Here is a 20,098-nt window from a genome sequence, read left to right as displayed (position 1 = left end):
CGCCTACGCGTCGTCGTCGCACAGCGCGTGGTCGGTCCTCTGCCCTGCCACCGGGGCCTTGGTCATCGACACGGCCGCTCCCCGACCACCGGAAAGACGCTGCTGCTCGGCCTCCACCACCAGCCGCGCCAGCGACTGTTCCGATATGTCCAGGGCCTCCGGCGCGGACTCGGCGGTGTCGCTCTGCCGGGCATAGGCGTCGAAGGCGCGGGTCTTCCCGGCCAGGATCTCCAGCATCCGCTGGTCGACACTGTCCACGCCGAGCAGCCGGTGCACCCGCACCCGGCGGATCTGGCCCATCCGGTGCGCCCTGGCGATCGCCTGCTCCTCCATCGTCGGCTTGATCTGCGGCTCGCACAGCACCACCACGGAAGCCGCCTGGAGGTTGAGGCCGACGCCGCCGGCGTCGATCTGCGCGAGCAGCACCGCGTGGCCGGCCACCGCGGTGAACTCGTCCGCCAGCGCCTGCCGTTCGACGGCCGGCGTGCTGCCCGTGATGGCCCCGACCACCGGGGAGGGCCCAGGGCCGCCGCCCAGCGCGGCCGCGACCGTGTCGAGCACCGCGCGGAAGTAGGAGAAGACCACCACCTTCAGCTCATGGTCCGCCGCCTCCCCGACCACCTCCCGCAGCCGTTGCAGCTTCGCCGAGCGGACCGGATCGGCGTACGCCGCCCGGCGCATCGCCATGAAGTTCCCCGCCGCGACCGCCCGCCGGTAGGCGGCCAGATCGGCCCTGGACAGCTCCTCCCACTCGTCCACCCGGACCAGCTCCGGCAGTTCGCCGAGCACGTCCTCCTGGTTGCGCCGCAGGTACACCGGGCCGACCGCCTTGCGGAACGCCTGCGGTCCCGCCGCCGACAGACTGCGGCGTATCCCCGGCAGCAACTCGGGGGAGACGTACGCCACCAGGTTGCGGAACTCCTCGACCCGGTTCTCCATCGGCGTGCCGGTGAGCAGCAGCACCCGGTCGGCCCGCTCCAGCCAGGTCATCAGCGCCTTGGCCCGGCGGGTCTGCGGGTTCTTCACGTAGTGCGCCTCGTCGGCCACCAGCATGCCGAGCGGCCCGTCGGGGGAGTCGCGGACCGCGTCCAGGGCGCGCAGCGCCTCATAGGTGGTGACCGCGACATCGCCGCCGGCCAGCCACTCCCTCAGCGCCAGGGCCCGGTCGGGCCCGTGCACCCGATAGGCGTTCAGGGTGCTGCGGGACTCGATCTCGCGCAGCCAGTTGACCAGCACGCTGGCGGGGCACACCACCAGGAAGTGCGTCCGCCCCTCCGCCTTGAGATGCGCCATCGCGGCGATCGCCTGCACGGTCTTGCCCAGCCCCATCTCGTCGCCGAGCACCACCCGGCGCTGCGCCAGTGCGAAGCGGGCGCCGAACGCCTGGTAGCCGCGGAGCGAGACCCGGCGGTGCCGGTCGTCCAGCGGCTGGGCGCGCACCCGGTCGGCCAGCTCGGTCGGCAAAAAGCCCTGCGCCGCCGCCGCGTCGGGCGCCGGGCCACCGAACTCGCCGAGCACGCCGTGGAATTCCGCGGCCCGCAACTCGAACTCGAGCCAGGCCTCGGCGACCGCGTCGGGTCCTGAGCCGGAGACCCGGAGCAGGTCGACCGACGCCTGGGTGAAGAGCAGCGCGGCGCCGTCCCGCTCCGCGGTCCGCAGCAGCCCCTCCAACTCGGCCAGCGCGTCCCGGGCCGCGTCCCTGCGCCGCCGCCCCGCGAGCAGCATCGTCACCCGCCCCCGGGCCGGCCGCGCCGCCGCCATCAGCGCGGACAGCTCCTGCTCGGTCCGCGCCGCGAACTCCCGCGACCGCGCCGCCTGCGGCCCGGCCGCCACCAGCCGGTGCAGGGCCAGCACCAGCGTCCCGCTCGCCGGGTCATCGCGCTGCCCGGCGTCCAGCGGTACGGCCACCGTCTCCTCGACGGCCGCGGCGAGTTGGGCGGCGGCCGCCTGGGCCTGCGCGACCGTGGCCCGTCCCACCCCGGGCAGCTGGCTCAGCTCGTACGCGCTCGCCTCACGGACCCGGCCGACGGTGGCGTACCCCGCCTTCTCCAGCGCGGTGATCCGCAGCCGGCCCTCGGTGGCGTCCGCGAGCCGCGCGACCGGCATCGCGGCCAACTCCCGCCGCACCAACCGATCCCTGAGCGGCCCCAACGCCTCCGCCACCGCGCCCCGCGCCGCGTCATAGTCCGCGACAACCTCCCGCGCCCCCCGCCGCAGCTCCTCGGCCCGCCCCAACACCCCCGCCGCCGCCCGCCCGACCCCCACCCCCACAGCGCCCATTCCCCCCGCCCTCCCTCCCCCAAGCCCGCACCACCCCACCAAACCCCCACCCTACGACGCCCCCCTGCGAGCCAACCAACTCCACCCGGGCGCAGGGTTTTCGGTCCCGCGGGGTGCGTTGCCGGGTGGGCGCGCAAGGTTTTTTGGGGCCGCGGGGTCGCGGGGTGCGTTGACGGGGGAGAGGGCACGCGAGGTTTTTCAGGGGCGCGGGGAACTGCGCAAGGGCACGGTGCTCGCGGGGTGCGTTGGCGCGGGGGAGGGGAACCCAAGGGCACGGTGCTCGCCGGGCGCGTTGACCGGGGGAGGAGAACCCAAGGCCACGGTACCCACCCGGCGAGTTATCCACAGCCCCCCACGCCCTCCAAAAAGAGCTATGCCAAGCTGAAGCCACAGTCGATCAAGCCCAAAACCGCAAACCCCCGGAGCCCGCCATGCCCAAAACCGCCCTCACCGGAGCCACCGGCAAAACCGGCCGCGTCGTCGCCGCCGACCTGGTCGCGCACGGCCATGACGTCCTCGCCGTCGACCTGGTCGCCACCCCAGAGGACCGCGACCGGATGGCCACCCTCGGCGCCTCCCTGATCTGCGCCGACCTCACCGACTATGGCCAGGCCGTGGACATCCTCGCCGACGTCGACACCGTCGTGCACCTCGCCAACATCCCTGCCCCCGGCCTCTTCCCGGCGGCCCACACCCTCAACGCCAACCTGGCGATGAACAACAACGTCTTCCTCGCCGCCGCCCACAACAAGCTCTCCCGGGTGGTCTGGGCCTCCAGCGAGACCACCCTCGGCCTCCCCTTCGACACCCCGCCCCGTTACGCCCCGGTCGACGAGGCCCACTACCCCTTCCCCACCTCCACCTACGCCCTGTCCAAGACCGCGAGCGAGACCACCGCCGGGCACATCGCCGAGTGGTCCGGCATCCCCTTCGTCGCGCTGCGCCTGTCCAACGTCCACGTCGAGCGGGACTACCAGCTCGTCCCCACCTACTGGTCCGACCCCCACCTGCGCAAGTGGAACCTCTGGGGATACGTGGACGCCCGCGACGCGGCCCAGGCCTGCCGCCTCTCGCTGACCGCCGACCTCAGCGGCGCGTCCTCCTTCGTGATCGCCGCCGCCGACACGATCATGAACCGCCCGTCCGCCGACCTCCTCGCCGAGGTCTTCCCCGGCGTCGAGCTCACCCGCCCGGTCGGCACCTACGAGACGCTGCTGAGCATCGACCGCGCCCGCGACGCTCTCGGCTATGCCCCGCGGCACTCCTGGCGGGACGTCCTGCACGACCAGGCGTGACCGGCCGGCCGATCGGGGCGGCGCCCGCGGAACGCCGGTGGTTCACACCCGGTCGATGTGCACATTGGTCGATTTGACCCGGGCGATCGCCTCCGCCCCCACTTCGAGGCCGAGCTCCTCCACCGCCTCGCGGGTCACCAGGGAGACCAGCCGGTGCGGGCCGGCCTGGATCTCGACCTGGGCGGCGACATCACCGAGCTTGACGGCGGTCACGATGCCGGGAAACGCGTTGCGGACCGAGGTGACGGCAGGCTCCGGTCCTTCGGCCGAGGTCTGCCCCAGCTCCACCGAGAAGGCGGCGAGGTCACGGCCGTCGATGAGGCGGCGGCCGGCCTCGTCACGGTGGGTGGCGACCCGTCCCGCGTCCGCCCAGCGCCGGGCGGTGTCCGGGCTGACGCCGAGCAGGCGGGCGGCCTGCCCAATGGTGTACGACTGCATGCGGTCAGCCTAGGGCCTGTCGTTTGGGTCCCCGCGGCGTCGCGGGCCCCGGCACGCTGAGGGGGCGGGCCGGTCCAAGCAGCGAGGCCGATCCGGGGGGCCGGTCGGGCAGGCCGGCGGGTCGGTCGGCGGGTCGGTCGGTCTACTTCAGCAACCGGGAGAGCCTTCGGTCGGCGAGCGGCTTGCCGCCGGTCTGGCAGGTGGGGCAGTACTGGAGCGCCGAGTCGCTGAAGGAGACCTCGCGGATGGTGTCGCCGCAGACCGGACACGCCTCGCCCTTGCGCCCGTGCACCCGCAGCCCGCTCTTCTTCTCCGCCTTGAGGTCACGCAGTGGCAGCCCCCGGGAGCGTTCCACCGCCTCGCCGAGCGTCGTCCCGATCGCCGCGTAGATCCGGGCGACCTCCTCATGGTCGAGCTTCGCGGCCAGCTTGAAGGGCGACATCCGGGCGGCGTGCAGAATCTCGTCCGAGTAGGCGTTGCCGATCCCCGCCAGCACGGCCTGATCCCGCAGCACACCCTTGATCTGCCGCCGCTCCCCGTCCAGCAGCGCGGTGAAGACCGGCAGTGTAAAGGCCTCGTCGAAGGGATCGGGACCCAGCCGGGCCACCCCCGGCACCGCTTGCGGATCCCGCACCACGTAGACGGCCAGCTTCTTCTGCGTGCCGGCCTCGGTCACGTCGAAGCCGGTTCCGGCCGGCTCCGTCAGCCGCACCCGCAGCGCCAGCGGTCCCTTGCCCGGCCGCGGCGGCAGCTCCGGCAGCTTCTCGCTCCAGCGCACCCAGCCGCCCCGGGCCAGGTGCATCACCAGGTGGAGATCCCCGGCCCGCAGCGCCAGGAACTTCCCGTACCGCTCCACCCCGTCGAAGGCGCGGCCCTCGAAGGCGGTCAGCGGGGGCTCGTACGTCTTCAGCGCGTGTACCGCCACCGGGTACACCCGCTTCACCACCCCTGCGGCCGCTCCGCCCTTCGCGGCCGCTCCGATGAGATGGTGCGCCAAGAATCCCCGCAGGGCCTCGACCTCTGGCAACTCAGGCATACCTCCCAGTTTGCACCAGGCCGACCGGAACGCCCTTCCGCATGCCCGGCGGCCCGCGCCGACTGCTCTCTCCAGGACCGTGTTCCCCCTTTTGTGGCGACCGGCGACCGGCGACCGGCGACCGGCGACCGGCGACCGGCGACCGGCGACCGGCCGGAGCGTCGCGCCCGACGTCGCACCGGACAGGTGAAGCGGCGCACGCGCGTACCCCTTCCTCTCACTGTCCCCACCTGTCACAATTCGTCCCTACTTATCCCGATCTGTCTCTACCTGTCCCAACCGGTCCCCACCTGTTCTTCACCGAATGACCCGATACCCGGCAAACGATCTAACCGAATGCCGACCTGTTTTCACCCGATTGCTTCGTCCCGGCTCAATCGCGAACTCGTTGAACGTGGTGTGAATACGCCTTCTGGCCCTCTCCATTCCCCGGACGCAGGCTTGCCACCTGCCGGTTACGGTGTGCAACCATGGACGTTCTCCACCGGGAGCGGTCCTGGCGAGGCGGCGCACGGCGCCGAATTCAGCGACGCGTCCGGCGGCCCGCCGTCGTGCCGCGCCCTGCTCGGCGAATTCCTCGCCCAGATGGGACGCATCGAAGCCGACTTCACCCTGCGATGGGAGGCCGCACAACTCGACGCCTCGGCCAGAAGCGCTCATCAGCGCGTCTCCCGATCGGGGTGGCCCTACGATGTATGAATATGATGTTCACCCCCTGATCACCGCCGAGGCATACGTCGAGCCGGAGCAGGTGCCGGACTTCCCGCCGCCGCGTCCGGACGAGCACACCGACCAGTGGGATCTCGACGGCGAGTTCGAGCAGTTCTTCCGGCAGTCGCCGCGTGAGGACGTGCCGTTGCGGGTGGTCCCCCGGGTGGACCGGCGCCGCCCGCGCCGCCGCGTCCGGGTGCGGTGGCCGACCGTGCTCAGCGTCGCCGTCGCCGCCACCACCGCCGCCATCGCCACCACCGTCAGCGTGCTCGGCGCGATGGTCTCGTACGAACCCCTGCGCCAACTCGCCTCCCCGACCGCCCAAGGGCTCGCCTCCTCCTGGCCGCTGCTGGTCTACGGGCCGTGGTTCCTCGGCGCGCTGTCCGTGCTGCACGCGGTGGCGCACCGCAAGCAGGTACGCGGGGCCTGGCTCGCGGTGATCCTCTTCTCCCTGGTCGCGATGGCCCTGTGCATCGCCGCCGCGCCGAGAACGATCACCGCGGTGGCGACCGCGGGGCTGCCGCCCCTCTCCGCGCTGGCCAGTTTCCATCTGCTCTTCCGTCAGATCACCCTCTTCCATCCCCGCCATGCCAAGCTCCCCCACCAGCGCAAACACTGACCCCACCGGGACGCGACCCCTGCCACCGCCCGAAAGACCGCCCGGGCCTCCGGGCGCGGAGCCGGCCCGCCCCCGGCAGGCGGATGAGAGGTCCACCGTCCTCCTCGAAGAGAGAACGACCAGGTAAATGATCGAAAGCCGGTACGCAGCGGACTGGTTCGTCTGGGGAATGCACCACACCGACTCCCCGCCCGCTCCTGGCGGGTCGCGGTTGGTGATGGAGCTTCCGGCCGTCATGGAGATGATCGGCCTGGTCGACCGGGGCCACCTCACCGCGCAGGATCTCCACGACGCGCTGGAGACCTTCGCCCGGCGGTTCCCCCCGGACGACCAGCCGGGCGGTTACGTCGACAGGGACAGGATCAAGGACCGGATCGGGGACGACTGCCCGCACGGCTGCGCCGTGTGCGACGAGGCCAGGGCGGAGTTCGACGCCATCGCGGCCGAGTCCTTCACCCACAAGGTGCGGCTGTCGGACCCGGACAACTATCCGTACGCGGCGGGGAAGCACACCCTGCACCGGAGCGAGTGCGCCAAGGTGGCCCGCTTCGTCGGCCGGGTCGAGCCGGTGGGTTCGCCCTGGTGCCTCGCGGGACTGCCCGCGTTCGCCCACCAAGGAGTGTGCAGCACGGCCTGGGCGGCCGGGATGCAGGTCATGACGCCGGAGGAGGCGACCGAATGGGTCAGACGACAGGCCGAACCCCAGGAAGGGGTGGGTTATTACGACAGCGCCGGTTACCACGACAGCGCCGGTTACCACGAGAGCGCCGGCTACCAGGAGGGTTCCGGTTACCAGGAAGGCGCCGGCTACAAGGTCTGCTGCCACTGCCGGCCGCGCGTTCCCGGCACGGCGGCGTACGGGGACATCGCCTTCGACACCGGTTACTGGAACACGGCGGACGTGGTGACCTGGAGTTAGCCCCGCCCCCGGCCCCCTCCGCTCCTCTCGACCGCTCCCCACGGCCCGTACCGGCCCGCACCGCGAGGTCTCCGGTACGGGCCCTCTCCATCCCCGCCCCCGCCCGCGCGTCGGCCGGCGCCGCCCGGCCGGACCTCGTCCCGGCGCCGGAGCACACCCCCCACCAGGGAACCGACGAGGCCGGGCTGCTGCCCTTCGTGGACGCCGACCGATTGCTGCCGCTGCTGGACGCCTCCCCGTACGCCCACCGCTGTCCGATCAACGTCTCGGCGGTCGAGGGAGCACCGCCGCACCGGGGGCTAGAGGTTGATCATGTGACCGGCCAGGCCGTGCACCGCTTCCTTGACCGCCTCGCCCAGGGTGGGGTGGGCGTGGACATTGCGGGCCACCTCATGCACGGTCAGGTCCCACTGCTGGGCCAGCGTCAGCTCGGGCAGCAGCTCGGTGACCTCGGGGCCGATCAGGTGGGCGCCGAGCAGTTCGCCGTGCCGGCCGTCGCTGAGGAGCTTCACAAAGCCGGTCGGCTCGCCGAGTCCCTGGGCCTTGCCGTTCGCCGTGAACGGGAACTTCTGCACCTTCACGTCGAAGCCCCGCTCCCGTGCCTGCGCCTCGGTCCAGCCGAAGCTGGCGATCTGCGGCTGGCAGAAGGTGGCCCGGGGGATCATCACATAGTCGAGTTCCATCGTCTCCGCGTCGGCGATGGTCTCGGCCGCGATCACGCCCATTGACTCGGCGGCGTGCGCGAGCATCAGCTTCGCGGTCACATCGCCGATGGCGAAGATGTGCGGGACATTGGTGCGGCAGCGCCCGTCGACGTCGATCGCGCCCCGCTCGGTCAGCAGGACGCCGGTGTTCTCCAGCCCGTAACCGGCCACCCGGGGCTGGAAGCCGATCGCCTGCATCACCTTGTCGGTCTCGAGCGTCTGCTGCTGCCCGCCGGTCGACACATGGACGAGGACCTTCTCGCCGGAGTCGTCGATCGACTCGACCCGGGTGGAGGTGAGCACCTCGATGCCGAGCCTGCGGTACGCCTTGGCCAGCTCGGCCGAGACCTCCTCGTCCTCCAGCGGCACCAGCCGGTCGAGGAACTCCACCAGCGTCACCGCCACCCCGTAGTTGCGCAGCACATACGCGAACTCCACCCCGATGGCCCCGGCCCCGGCGATGACGATGCTGCCGGGAAGCTCATCGCTGAGGATCTGCTCCTCGTACGTGACGACCCGTTCGCTGAGCGTCGTGCCGGGCAGCAGCCTGGTGGTGGCCCCCGCGGCGATCACGCAGTGGTCGAAGGTGAGGTTCTCCTGTGCGCCGTCCGAGGTCCGTACCGACAGGGTGTGCGCGTCGGTGAAGGTACCGGACCCGGTGTACTCGGTGATGGCGTTCTTCTTCATCAGATAGTGCACGCCCCGGACCCGGCCGTCGGCCACCCGGCGGCTGCGCGTGTACGCCTCCCGGTAGTCGAAGGTCACGGTGCCCTCGACCCGGATGCCGAAGGTCTTCGCCTCCTGCTGGAAGATGTGCGCGAGTTCGGCGTTGCGGAGCAGCGCCTTCGACGGGATGCACCCGACGTTGAGGCAGACCCCGCCCCAGTAGCGCTCCTCCACGACGGCCACCGATAGGCCCAACTGGGCGCAGCGCACGGCGGCGGTGTATCCGCCGGGGCCGGCGCCCAGGACGATGACGTCAAAGTGTCCACTCATGTCAGCACCATAGGCTTCCAGTTGGGCCCGCCGGTCCTTTGGCCGGGCGAGTCGTCCCGCGCCGCGTCCGGCGCCCGGCCGCCCCGGCCCCGGCCCCGGCGCCGGCGATCGGCCGGATCAGTGCCGCACGGTGAGCACGATCTTGCCGAACTGCGCGTTCGACTCCAGATAGCGGTGCGCCTCGACGGCCTCCGTCAGATCGAAGGTACGGTCCACGACCGGCGCGAGCGCTCCGGAGGCGAGACCGCCGTTCACGAAAGCGGTGGCGCGGCGCAGTCGCGCGGGGTCCCCGCCGATGGGGAACTGCACGAAGAGGCGGGCGTCGATGCCGGGAAACGACGGTATCGGCAAGGTCAGGTCGTCGCGCGGATCCAGCGCGCCGTAGACGAGCAGCCGGCCGCCCGGGGCGACCGTCGCGGCGACCTCGGCCAGGCCGGGACCGCCGATCGGGTCCATCGCGGTACGCACCCCCCGGCCGTCGGTGATCGCCTTGACCCGCGCGACCAGATCCTCCTCCTCGGTGACGACGACATGTGCGGCGCCGGCGTCGAGCAGGCGCTGCCTCTTCCCGGCGGTCCGGGTGGTGGCGATCGGTACGCCACCCATCCGGTTCACCACCTGGATCGCGGCCAGCCCGACCGCCCCCGAGGCCGCGGTGATCAGGACGGCTTCACCGGGCGCGACCTGGCTGTCCTCCGCGAGCGCGCCGTATCCGGTCAGATAGCCCATCCACGCCGCCGCCGCGATGACCGGGTCGCTGTCCGCGGGCCGCGGCAGGACGGCGGTGGCCGGCAGCAGCACCTGGTCGCCGTAGGTGCCGTAGTCGGTGAGCTTGAAGGCGGGCACCACGCTGACGCTGTCGCCGGGCGCGAAGTCCGGGACGCCGGGGCCGACGGCTGCCACGGTTCCGGCGGCCTCGTACCCGAGGCCCGAGGGGGAGGCGGGCGGATAGAAGTACCGGCCCTGGCGGAACATCGCGTCGGCCCGGTTCACACCGATGGCGTCGACGCTGATGAGCAGCTCTCCCGGGCCGGGGGCACCGACGGCCACCTCCCGGAGGGTGAGCACTTCGGGGCCGCCGGTCGTGTCGAACTGTACGTGCAGAGCCATGTGGATCCGATGTCCTTTCACATGTCCCGGGGGGCGCCGGGAAACAGACCTGTTTCCCGTTGGCCAGGATCGTACACCGATCTGTTTCTGTCGGGTGAGGGGGCGAGCGGCGGGTGGATGACTGGTGCGCCGATCGGTGGGTGTGCCTCCCGGCGGCGGACGGGCGCACCTGGCGTCGATGCGCCCTGGTGCCGCCGGGAGAAGCGTCAACTCAGTGCCGCGATGACCTGCCTCGCCTGGTTGTCGAGGCCCGAGGCGTTCGGGTGGACGAAGGTGCAGGCCTCCCCGGTGCCGGGGATCTCCTCACACGCCGGCGACGGCGTGTCGGTCTGGTCCCCTTCGCCGGTCAGGTCGTCCCTGACCCCGTACATCCACTTGGCCGCGCCGGCCGCGCACACGCCGTGGGCCTCGCTGCTGGTGTACGTGTCCACGTACTGGTCGTGGTGTTCGAGGGCCGCGGTCCGCAGCGTGTGGTTGAGCCCCTGTTCGAGCGCGTCCAGCCATGGCATGTCGCCCTTGGCGATGGACCCGAGCTGCCGGAAGGTGAGCCAGTTGCATCCCGCCGAGGTCGGCACGATCGCCGGGTACCCCACGACGGCGACCGTGGCGTTCGGCGCGGCCCGCCGGATCGCGTGCAGCATCAGGCTGTAGTCCTCGGTGAGTTCCCGGCGCTTCTCCGCCAGCCAGGCGTGGCCCTCACCCTCCGTGTAGTAGTGCTCGCAGGGCGAGCCGAGGCCGAAGTGCGACAGACCGAGGGCAGAGCACTTGGCCACGATGGCGCCGAATCCGAGCGAGTTGCCGCCGACCCCGACGGTCACGTAGTCGGTCGCCGGACTCAGCGCCCCGATCTGCGCGGGTCTGGGATCCCAGCCGCCGGGTGGTGGGATCGAGGGCGGGCCGTAGATCTTCTCGCTGGGCTGCGGTGCCAGCACTCCGTCCACGACCTCGGCCGCGCCGCAGGTCACGTCGTGCAGGCGCAGCCCCAGCGCTTCGGCCACCTGGTGGGGATAGTTGCGGTACGAGCGCCCGCAGCCGTCGTGGTCCTCCCAGGGGCGCACGTAGACCCCCGCGCTGTAGGAGTCGCCCAGCGCCACGTACTGCGGTCGATGGTCCGCCGCGGGGACGGCCGAAGGTGCGGGGGAAGCGGACGCGGCGCCGGGCGCGAGGGCCGAGGCCGCCGCGGCCACGGAGGCGGCCACGGCCACCGCCAGCCGGACGGAGGCGCGGTGTCTGAAGGCGGGCAGGCCGAATCTGGTCACGACAGCTCCTTGGAAGATCGCCGGGGTCTCTCCCACCGGCTTCATCACCGAACGTACGCCATGACTACACAGAGTGATATATCTCGCGGCTCAAACCCCTCGATCGGGTTGAACCGATGTCCGAACCCGCCGCAGAGGCCCGGCCACCCCGGCCCCCGCCCCGCGCCACCCCGGCCACTCCACCACCCCGGACCCCCGTGCCACTCCCGCACCACCCGCCCCAGCCGTTGCCTGAGCACCAGGGCTGAACTAGCGTGGAGACGTGGCACGAGCGCCATCTGTCGTGAGGTGAGCAGCCACCGCGGGACGACATTCCCCGAGCCCTCGATGAAACCGCCCCGGGCATCGCTTTTCCCATGCCTTTCCCATACCTCTCGCGTATTTCTCGCGTATTTCTCCGACGAGGTATGCATCCGGGCGGACTTGGCGCGCGAGCGCGCTGACGCGCATCCTGGAGGTCGACGTGGTTTCCACGCACTACAAGACGGCGAAGGTGAACGGGCAAGAGGTCTTCTACCGCGAGGCCGGCCCCATCGACGCACCGGTCCTGCTGCTGCTGCACGGATTTCCCAGCAGCTCCCATATGTTCCGCCATCTCGTCCCGGCGCTCGCCGACCGCTATCACGTGATCGCCCCTGACCACATCGGGTACGGCGAATCGGCCATGCCGACGGTGGACGAGTTCGACTACACCTTCGACAATCTGGCCAGCGTCACGGCGGGCCTGCTCGACCAGTTGGGCATCGACCGCTTCTCGATCTACGTACACGACTACGGCGCCCCGATCGGCTGGCGGCTGGCCCTCAACCCGGCGTACGAGATCACCTCGGTCATCTCGCAGAGCGGCAACGCCTACATGGACGGCTTCGCCCAGCCGTTCTGGGACTCGCTCTTCGCGTACGCCACCCACCCGGGTCCGGACACCGAACCGGGCGCTCGCGCCAAGCTCGGCCCCGAGACCACCCGCTGGCAGTACCAGAACGGCGTCGCGGACAAGAGCCTGGTCAATCCCGAGGCGTGGGACCACGACCAGGCGCTGCTCGACCGCCCCGGCAACGACGATGTGCAGCTCGCGCTCTTCCGCGACTACCCGACCAACATCGACGGCTACCCGACGGTGCAGGAGTACTTCCGCACCAGCCAGGTGCCGTTGCTGGCCGTTTGGGGCGAAGGGGACGAGATCTTCGGGCCCGACGGGGCGAAGGCGTTCTCCCGCGACCTGCCCGAGGCGGAGATCCACCTGCTGCCGGCCGGGCACTTCGCCCTGGAGAGCCACCTGGACGCCATGAGCGGCTACATCCACGGCTTCCTGGGCCGCGTCGTCGCCTGACGGTTCCTCAGCTCGCTTTGCCCCGCGGGGCATGGTGACCGTGCCGACCTCGCCCACGCCGGTGCCAAAGGGCAGCGGAGTGGGTAGAGGTGACGGATGGCTGACAACGCTGAGCGCGCGGCCCAGGAGGCCGAAGTCCGAGAAACCGTAGGCACGTTCTTCCGTCTGGTCGGCGAAGGGGACGCCGACCGGGTGGCCGACGTCTTCGCCGAGGAGATCGACTGGTTCGTGCCGGGCGACGAGAAGGTGCTGCCCTGGGCGGGGCAGCGGACCCGGCGCGAGCAGGTCCCCGACTACTTCAGAACGCTCTGGCCGGTCTTCGTCCACGACGAGAGCGAGGTCAGCGTCGACAAGATGCTGGTCGACGGCCCCGACCTGGTGGCGGTCGGCAAATCGAGCCACACCGTCGCCGCCAACGGCCGCCGCCTGACCACCCTGATGGCCTTCCGCTTCACCGTCGAGGCCGGCCGCATCGTCCGCTTCCACCTCTTCGAAGACACCGACCTCGTCGTCCGCACCGTCACCGCCCCCAACTAACCCCCGGCCCCCGCACATCCCACCCACCCGATGTCGGCGGGCCCCAGCGACCGGGCCCCGCCGGCACCCGGATGCGTCGCCCCGGCCGCTCCCGCCGGCACCTGGATGCGTCACCCGGCACCGGCCCATCGTATGACGGGTTATTTCGGTATTCCGCCCTGGGGAAGCCCCGCGGCTATATGCTGCCGAAGCGGGATCACGGCGTGAAAGGCCGGCGGGGGCGGGGCGGGTGACTCTGGTACGCAAGAGCGGTTGTCTGATAGTCCCGGTCGCGATCGAGCGTGGTCCGGACTGGGCGACGGGTCCGCTCTCCGCCTCATCACTCTGGCCTTCCGGTTCGCCGCAGGCGCGAGCCGCCGACATGACCGCCCGGCTCAATTACTTCGAGTCGAGAGTCGCGCAGACCCTCTATGGCGGGCAGGGCCCAGCCGTTCGCTGGCATCGAGAGTCCTCGGCCTGCCCGGCCGATGCCGCGGTGGCCGCGGTGGAAATACTTCAAGCCCCCGCTTTCTCCGGGGAACGGACCGGCCTCGCCGTCCTTCACCTCAGGTTCGGGGCGGATCCCGTCGGCGACCTCGCCGGGCTGTGCGACCTGTCCTCCTCACCGGCCGGCGCGGCCAACCGCTCCCGCCTCCAGGCGTTGATGCCCGACGGCGTCACCATCCCCAGCCAGGTGCGCAGGGCCTCGACGCTCGCTCATGTGACGTTCGGCGGCGCCGCGCAGCCGACCATGTCTCCCGCGTACGGCTCCTGGCCGGCCAGGGACCAGTGGCTCTGGTGCCTCGCCTCCGCCGCCCCCGAGTCGCTGTTCCCACCGGACCCCGAGGACCCCTCGCTCTTCGAGGGACGCGTCCGGTTCTCCGCCGACTGGCAGGCCCTGGTGCTCCGCGACGGCGTCGCGTTCGTCGGGACGAGTCCCGACCCCGGTGGGGAGAACGTCTTCCACGCGGCTGCCGAGACCTACGTGCACAGTATTTATCTCGATGTCCTGCTGCTCGGCCGGATGCAGGCGAACGCGCTCAACACGCTCGCCAACCAGATCGCCACCATCGGGCTCGACCGCTTGGGAGCCGGACAGCTCGAAGTCCTGGAGGGCCGCCTCATCGAGTTGCGGCGAACGTTCGGCAGAGACCACATCACCGCACACGGCAAGGGAAACGAGATCCTCCGCCAGTACTTCGCGCAACACCGGGTGCCGGAGCTGCGCGCCCGCCTCGTCGACGATCTGGCGGATACGGCGCGCTATGTCGAGGCCGCCGGCGCGCGTTCGGTCAACGCCGTACTCGGCCTCGTGACCGTGCTGGGGCTGCCCTTCGGCCTGTCGTACGCGGCCGGGGCACTGTGGGGTGGAAGCGGTGCCCGGAGTTTCGCGGTGTGGACCGCCGTGGGCGCGGTGGCCTCGCTCGCGGCCGTACTGCTGCCTCCGGTGCGCGCCATGCTCCGTGCCATCAGCCGACGTATCGACGATTGATCCCGCTCGTTCCCAGCGCCAGGAAGGCAGCACCATGGCATCGGTGAGTCTCGACCCGACCGACCCGACACTCCAGCGGCTGAACGCCCTCCGTCTGATGATGATGCACTGTTTGCTCGAGGACCAGTACAGCTTCCCGGCCGCCCTCGACCAGGCCATCACCCTCTCCGAGACGGGGAAGGAGTGGTACGACCGCATCACGGCGGAGGTCCCCGGCCTTTCGGCGAGCGATGCGAAAGCGGCGCTGTTCGCCGAGATTGTCATCGGCAAGGAGCTCACGTTCTCGATCGAGGGCACGGACTTCGAACTCCTGAGGCAAGCGATCGCCGAGGACGTCAAGAACCGCCGTATACGTTACCCATGGGTGTTCGGCCGCGATCTGGACGACGCGTACCTCCGCGTCTACGGAAACGAACCCCGGAGTTTCCTCAGTAATGAGGAGTCCGTGGCCCTGCTCAATGGCGTCCCGCAGGGCGTCTTCCAGATCGCCGACGTGACGGTGGGGCCCTTAGGAATACTGGTCGTTCCCGAATACCGATGTCTGCTGCCCACGACCTGTGGCCCGGCCATTGAATGTCTGGACCCTGGATGCTCCGGTGTCCACCACTCTCGGCTGAGCACCGGCAGTACACCATCGGGGAAGGCGTACCAGGCGATCCTGCCGGATTTCCCGGTCGACATCGCACTCGGCAGGCTGGTAGCGGACTTGGCTCGCCCCGACGACGAGTTCTTCCGCACCGACAACCGCTGGGGCCTGCCCTGGCTGTTGACCAACGGCATGTCCGAGGCGGAGCGCGTGGTGCTGTTCACCGCCCTGGTGAAGGAGAACCGCGACGGCATCCGGGAGTTCGTCGGCCGCCATCTCGGAGCGGAACTCGCCCGCCGCCCCGCTCGGGAGATCGCCGACGCGGTCGCGGGCGCGGAGCTCTTCCAGCTCCTGCTCGCCGTGTCGGACACCTCGCTCGTGCTGAAACTGGAGGAGGCGATCAGTGACGGACGGATCGTGGTCGGGCGCACGGAGGTGCGCCGCCCCATCAGACCCAAGCACGAGGACGGCGGGGCGTTCCGCGCGGAGGCCCAGGCCAGTCGCCTCGGAGTGCGGTTCAGTTCGTCGCAGCGGCTGACCGCGCCGGTGGCGCTGAAGCATCTGATCACATCGCTGTACACCGGGGAGGCGCGCGAGGACCTGGACTGGCGGCTGCGCACGGTACCCGGCAACGACGCCATCGCGAGGCTGGACCACTTTCTGCAGCGGACTGCGCCGCGGGAGGTCGTCAGCAGGCTCATCCTGGACAACCGGTCGGCGCTGCTCTCCGCCTTCAGCTCTCTCCGCTACGGCAAGTTCCAGGTACCCAGGACACCGCAGGAGGAATCCGAGCTGATCGATCGCATCCTCTGGAAACTCGGGTATCCGCTGGACGCACCGGAGAGCACGGACGCGGCGGTGCGGAAGTACGCGCGGCAGATGCTCCAAGTTTCGGAAGGCCGTACACCGCCGGACAGCCGGGTGGACGAGATCCGGAGCGCGGGCACCAACCTCTTCGCGGCGCTCGAGGATCTGCTCGGCGGAACCCTGCGATTCGTCTGCTGGGTTCTCCTCGGGGATCCTTATCCCGATGAGCACCATCGGCGGTTCGTGTTCCGCCGGGCGTGGGCGGAGAAGTTCCTCACCGAGACGATGACCGCTCCCGAAGGCCTTCCCGATCGGTTTGTCTACGACGCCGAGGGGCGCAACTCGCTCGGGGTGCTGATCAAGTCCTTCCGGGTCCTCGCGACCAAGTGTGAGCTTGTTCTGGAGAAACCGGACGCGTTCTTGAGGAGTCCGGACAGGGTGCCGTTCTTCTCCGCGAGGGCATCGTCGATCTATATCTTCCCCTTCCTGCACAGCCGGCTCATCCTTGATCTGAGCGACGACAGCAGGCAGGTGTTGCTCACGGCCCTGCGCGATTTCGCCGCCACCCTGGAGAACGGCCGCGTCGTGGACGTGCGCAACCGCGTGGTGCACCCGGCCGATGACTTTCCCAGCGCGGCCGAGATCACGGCGGCGTGCGCCATGATCGAGCGGGGACTCGACCTGCTCACCGAACACGGCCTGCTGCCCGCCATCTACATGTGGGCCGGAGAGTCCACCGACTCCTTCCGGCGCAAGGTCACCCGGATGACCGACGGGGCGGCGCGCTCGGTCGAACTCGTCAGCCCGTCGGAACTGGACGAGTGCGGCATGCCCAACTACGACCGCCCGCAGATGATCCCGATCGGCGCCCGGCTGGCCCAGACCGGGGAGCCGATCCGCCTGCGCTTCGAGGAGGAGACGGAGTTCACCGCCTTGTGGGAGGACTACCTCGCGTACGCCTGGCGCGCCAGGGACCTCCAGGAGCTGGCTCAGCCGGAGCCGGCCTCCCTCTGACGAGGCCGCGCACGCCCGTGCTGTTCGGAGTTCAGGGGGCGCGGGCGGCGAAGGCCGTCGGCCCCGCCCTGAGGGGGCGGGGCCGACGGCCTTCGCCGCGGGTGGTGGAGCGTGCGGCGCTGCCGCAGGGGCTTCTAGATGTCGAAGTAGAGCTCGAACTCGTGCGGGTGCGGGCGGAGCTGGATCGGGGCGATTTCCATCGTGCGCTTGAAGTCGATCCACGTCTCGATGAGGTCCGCGGTGAAGACGCCGCCGGCCTGGAGGTAGTCGTTGTCGTCTTCGAGGGCGTTGAGGACCGCCGGCAGGGAGGTGGGGACCTGGGGGACGCTCGCGTGCTCCTCGGGGGCCAGCTCGTAGAGGTCCTTGTCGATCGGCTCGGCGGGCTCGATCTTGTTCTTGACACCGTCCAGGCCGGCCAGCAGGAGGGCGGAGAAGGCCAGGTACGGGTTGGAGGACGGGTCGGGGGCGCGGAACTCGACGCGCTTGGCCTTCGGGTTGGAGCCCGTGATCGGGATCCGCATCGCGGCCGAGCGGTTGCGCTGCGAGTACACCAGGTTGACCGGGGCCTCGAAGCCGGGGACCAGCCGGTGGTAGGAGTTCACCGTCGGGTTGGTGAAGGCGAGCAGCGACGGGGCGTGCTTGAGGATGCCGCCGATGTAGTAGCGGGCGGTGTCGGACAGGCCCGCGTAACCGGCCTCGTCGTAGAAGAGCGGCGAGCCGCCCTGCCACAGCGACTGGTGGACGTGCATACCCGAGCCGTTGTCACCGAAGATCGGCTTGGGCATGAAGGTCGCGGTCTTGCCGTTGCGCCAGGCGACGTTCTTCACGATGTACTTGAAGAGCATCAGGTCGTCGGCCGCGGCGAGCAGCGTGTTGAACTTGTAGTTGATCTCGGCCTGGCCCGCGGTGCCGACCTCGTGGTGCTGGCGCTCGACCTGGAGGCCGGCCGCCTCCAGCTCCAGGGAGATCTCGGCGCGCAGGTCGGCGAAGTGGTCCACCGGCGGGGCCGGGAAGTAGCCGCCCTTGTACCGCACCTTGTAGCCGCGGTTGTTCTCCAGCGAGCCGGTGTTCCAGGCGGCCGCCTCGGAGTCGATGTGGTAGAACGACTCGTTCGCAGACGTCTGGAACCGAACGTTGTCGAAGATGTAGAACTCGGCCTCGGGGCCGAAGTACGCGGTGTCGGCGACGCCGGTGGAGGCGAGATACGCCTCGGCCTTCTTCGCCACGTTGCGCGGGTCACGGCTGTACTGCTCGCCGGTGATCGGGTCGTGGATGAAGAAGTTGATGTTGAGCGTCTTGTCCCGGCGGAACGGGTCGACACGGGCGGTCGAGAGGTCGGCGCGCAGCGCCATGTCCGACTCGTGGATCGCCTGGAAGCCGCGGATGGACGAGCCGTCGAAGGCCAGTTCCTCGGTGGGGTTGAACGACGACACCGGGACCGTGAAGTGCTGCATCACACCGGGCAGGTCGCAGAATCGGACGTCGACGAACTTGACGCCCTCGTCCGAGATGTACCTATTGACGTCGTCGGCGTTCTGGAACATCCAACTCCTCCTAGGCCCGGCCCCGCGGGTCGGGTTGGCAATCGAAGTGGCCCCTGTGAGATGGCGCACACTGCACCAACCATAGGGATCCGGCATTTCTCCAGCATGACCCATTTGTTTCTTGGCAGTTAACCGACACATCGGGACGGTGCTACCCGGGCGGTGGGACCCCTCTCACGGGGGGTTACCGTGGACGCGTGGACAACAGGGAAGTAATCGGATCGTGGCTCTCGGGTCCGCGCGCCGCCGCGGAGGAGATGGGCGTCGAGTTCGGCTATCGGGGCGAGCGGCTGGGGCTGCCCGAGCATGGCCCGGGATCGATCGCGTCGGTGGGGCGCCGGCTGGTCGCCCTGTTCATCGACTGGATTCTCTGCGTGCTGATCGCATACGGCCTGATCGCACACCGTGACTACGGCGCGTCCAATCCGTGGGCGCTCGTCGTCTTCGGCGCGCTGAACGTGATCGCCCTCTCGCTGGTCGGCAGCACCCCGGGCAAGCGGCTGCTCGGGCTGCGCCTGGTGCGGCTCGACGGAAGCCGGCTGATGCCCCTGGCCGTACTGCTCCGTACGGTGCTGCTGCTGCTCGTCATCCCGGCGGTCGTCTGGGACCGTGACGGCCGCGGGCTGCACGACAAGGCGGCCGGCTCGGTCGAGGTCCGGATCTGACCGTACGAAACGACGGAGAGGGGCCCGGGGCGCTCACCGCGCCCCGGGCCCCTCTCCGTCGCCCATGGATCCGCGCTACCCGCTCAGCGTCCCCTCGGCATCCGCATCCCGCCGCGGCCCGGCATGGGTCCCTTGGGAATCGGCATATTGCTCATCGGGTCCCCGAGTGAGCGCAGCCGGTCGTTCACCTCGGTGGTCTTCGGGCCGCTCAGCGACCGCGGCAGCCGGAGCAGCGTGGCGCGGATCTTCTTCAGCGGAAGCTCGCCCTCACCGGTACCGATGATGTAGTCGCGCACCGGCACGTCGTATACGACCCGGGCGACCCTCTTGCGCTCGCCCGCCAGCAGACCCTTGACCCGGTTGGGGTTGCCCTCGCCGACGAGGACCACACCGGCCTTGCTGACGGCCCGGTGCACCACGTCCTGGTTCCTGTTCATCGCCACCGCGGGGCTGACGGTCCAGCCGCGGACGTTCTGCAGGACGGCCGCGGCGGCACCCGGCTTGCCCTCGAGCTGTCCGAAAGCGGCCGTCTCGGCGCGGCGGCCGAAGACGACCGCCATGGCGAGAAAGGCCAGCAGGAAGCCCAGGATGCCGGCGTAGATGGGGTGGTCGATCAAGAAGCCGAGGGCGAGGATGACACCGAAGGTGACGATTCCCACAGCCGCTAGGACAAGGCCGATCTTCGTGTCGGCCTGCCTGGTCATCTTGTATGTCTGGACGATCTGCTTCAGTCGTCCAGGGTTCTCGGATGGTTCCTTCCTCGCCATGCCAAGAAGG

17 protein-coding genes are annotated in these 20,098 nt (G+C 70.2%); 9 read left to right on the top strand and 8 right to left on the bottom strand.

Annotation, left to right across the window (positions count from 1 at the left end):
- Positions 1–3: 3 nt before the first annotated feature.
- Complete coding sequence (locus OG519_RS08435; protein WP_405580724.1) at positions 4–2,280, bottom strand: DEAD/DEAH box helicase; 2,277 nt, start codon at positions 2,278–2,280, stop codon at positions 4–6.
- Between the two features lie 431 nt (positions 2,281–2,711).
- Between OG519_RS08435 and OG519_RS08430 the strand changes: the two genes are divergently transcribed.
- Positions 2,712–3,575: an NAD-dependent epimerase/dehydratase family protein gene (locus tag OG519_RS08430; protein ID WP_405580722.1), complete on the top strand. Its 864-nt coding sequence runs from the start codon at positions 2,712–2,714 to the stop codon at positions 3,573–3,575.
- A 42-nt stretch (positions 3,576–3,617) separates the two neighbouring features.
- Here OG519_RS08430 and OG519_RS08425 read toward each other — a convergent pair whose 3' ends face one another.
- Positions 3,618–4,013 carry a molybdopterin-binding protein gene (locus OG519_RS08425; protein WP_405580719.1) on the bottom strand — a complete coding sequence of 132 codons (396 nt, stop codon included), beginning with the start codon at positions 4,011–4,013 and terminating at the stop codon, positions 3,618–3,620.
- Between the two features lie 142 nt (positions 4,014–4,155).
- Positions 4,156–5,049 (bottom strand): Fpg/Nei family DNA glycosylase, encoded by an 894-nt coding sequence (locus tag OG519_RS08420; RefSeq protein WP_405580717.1) that lies wholly within the window; start codon positions 5,047–5,049, stop codon positions 4,156–4,158.
- A gap of 462 nt (positions 5,050–5,511) precedes the next feature.
- On the opposite strand from OG519_RS08420, the gene OG519_RS08415 reads away from it, so the two are divergent.
- The 3 genes from OG519_RS08415 (at position 5,512) to OG519_RS08405 (ending at position 7,298) form a co-directional block, all read left to right on the top strand.
- Positions 5,512–5,748 carry a hypothetical protein gene (locus OG519_RS08415; protein ID WP_405580714.1) on the top strand — a complete coding sequence of 79 codons (237 nt, stop codon included), beginning with the start codon at positions 5,512–5,514 and terminating at the stop codon, positions 5,746–5,748.
- Positions 5,741–6,379 carry a hypothetical protein gene (locus tag OG519_RS08410; protein ID WP_405580712.1) on the top strand — a complete coding sequence of 213 codons (639 nt, stop codon included), beginning with the start codon at positions 5,741–5,743 and terminating at the stop codon, positions 6,377–6,379. Before OG519_RS08415 ends, OG519_RS08410 begins: the two co-directional genes overlap by 8 nt.
- 127 nt (positions 6,380–6,506) lie before the next feature.
- Positions 6,507–7,298, top strand: a complete 792-nt coding sequence (locus OG519_RS08405; RefSeq protein WP_405580710.1) for a hypothetical protein — start codon at positions 6,507–6,509, stop codon at positions 7,296–7,298.
- A gap of 299 nt (positions 7,299–7,597) precedes the next feature.
- Here the strand turns inward: OG519_RS08405 and lpdA are convergent, their stop codons facing one another.
- The 3 genes from lpdA to OG519_RS08390 all read right to left on the bottom strand — a co-directional run bounded on the left by lpdA (position 7,598) and on the right by OG519_RS08390 (position 11,367).
- Positions 7,598–8,998 (bottom strand): dihydrolipoyl dehydrogenase, encoded by a 1,401-nt coding sequence (gene lpdA / locus OG519_RS08400; protein WP_405580708.1) that lies wholly within the window; start codon positions 8,996–8,998, stop codon positions 7,598–7,600.
- Between the two features lie 117 nt (positions 8,999–9,115).
- Positions 9,116–10,108, bottom strand: coding sequence for a zinc-dependent alcohol dehydrogenase family protein (locus tag OG519_RS08395; protein ID WP_405580705.1), 993 nt, complete (start codon positions 10,106–10,108; stop codon positions 9,116–9,118).
- Positions 10,109–10,314: 206 nt separating this feature from the next.
- A complete protein-coding gene (locus OG519_RS08390) occupies positions 10,315–11,367 on the bottom strand; it encodes an SGNH/GDSL hydrolase family protein (protein ID WP_405580702.1) in 1,053 nt (350 codons plus the stop codon).
- A gap of 463 nt (positions 11,368–11,830) precedes the next feature.
- Here OG519_RS08390 and OG519_RS08385 point away from each other — a divergent pair, with 463 nt between their 5' ends.
- The 4 genes from OG519_RS08385 (at position 11,831) to OG519_RS08370 (ending at position 17,112) form a co-directional block, all read left to right on the top strand.
- Positions 11,831–12,697, top strand: a complete 867-nt coding sequence (locus OG519_RS08385) for an alpha/beta fold hydrolase (protein WP_405580699.1) — start codon at positions 11,831–11,833, stop codon at positions 12,695–12,697.
- Positions 12,698–12,793: 96 nt separating this feature from the next.
- Positions 12,794–13,234 carry a nuclear transport factor 2 family protein gene (locus OG519_RS08380; RefSeq protein WP_405580696.1) on the top strand — a complete coding sequence of 147 codons (441 nt, stop codon included), beginning with the start codon at positions 12,794–12,796 and terminating at the stop codon, positions 13,232–13,234.
- A gap of 361 nt (positions 13,235–13,595) precedes the next feature.
- Positions 13,596–14,705 (top strand): hypothetical protein, encoded by a 1,110-nt coding sequence (locus OG519_RS08375; protein WP_405580693.1) that lies wholly within the window; start codon positions 13,596–13,598, stop codon positions 14,703–14,705.
- A gap of 34 nt (positions 14,706–14,739) precedes the next feature.
- Positions 14,740–17,112: a hypothetical protein gene (locus tag OG519_RS08370; protein WP_405580691.1), complete on the top strand. Its 2,373-nt coding sequence runs from the start codon at positions 14,740–14,742 to the stop codon at positions 17,110–17,112.
- A 134-nt stretch (positions 17,113–17,246) separates the two neighbouring features.
- On the opposite strand, the gene glnA is transcribed toward OG519_RS08370, so the two are convergent.
- Positions 17,247–18,656, bottom strand: coding sequence for a type I glutamate--ammonia ligase (glnA, locus tag OG519_RS08365; RefSeq protein ID WP_405580688.1), 1,410 nt, complete (start codon positions 18,654–18,656; stop codon positions 17,247–17,249).
- 197 nt (positions 18,657–18,853) lie between these two features.
- On the opposite strand from glnA, the gene OG519_RS08360 reads away from it, so the two are divergent.
- Positions 18,854–19,321, top strand: a complete 468-nt coding sequence (locus OG519_RS08360) for an RDD family protein (RefSeq protein WP_405580685.1) — start codon at positions 18,854–18,856, stop codon at positions 19,319–19,321.
- An 83-nt stretch (positions 19,322–19,404) separates the two neighbouring features.
- Here OG519_RS08360 and OG519_RS08355 read toward each other — a convergent pair whose 3' ends face one another.
- Positions 19,405–20,088, bottom strand: a complete 684-nt coding sequence (locus OG519_RS08355; RefSeq protein WP_405580682.1) for a DUF4191 domain-containing protein — start codon at positions 20,086–20,088, stop codon at positions 19,405–19,407.
- Positions 20,089–20,098: the final 10 nt, after the last annotated feature.

Origin of the sequence: Streptomyces sp. NBC_01190 (assembly GCF_045039895.1) — a bacterium.
GTDB lineage: Bacteria > Actinomycetota > Actinomycetes > Streptomycetales > Streptomycetaceae > Actinacidiphila.
The sequence above is the reverse complement of the archived record's forward strand: the minus strand, read 5'-3'. Positions and strand labels throughout refer to the sequence as shown.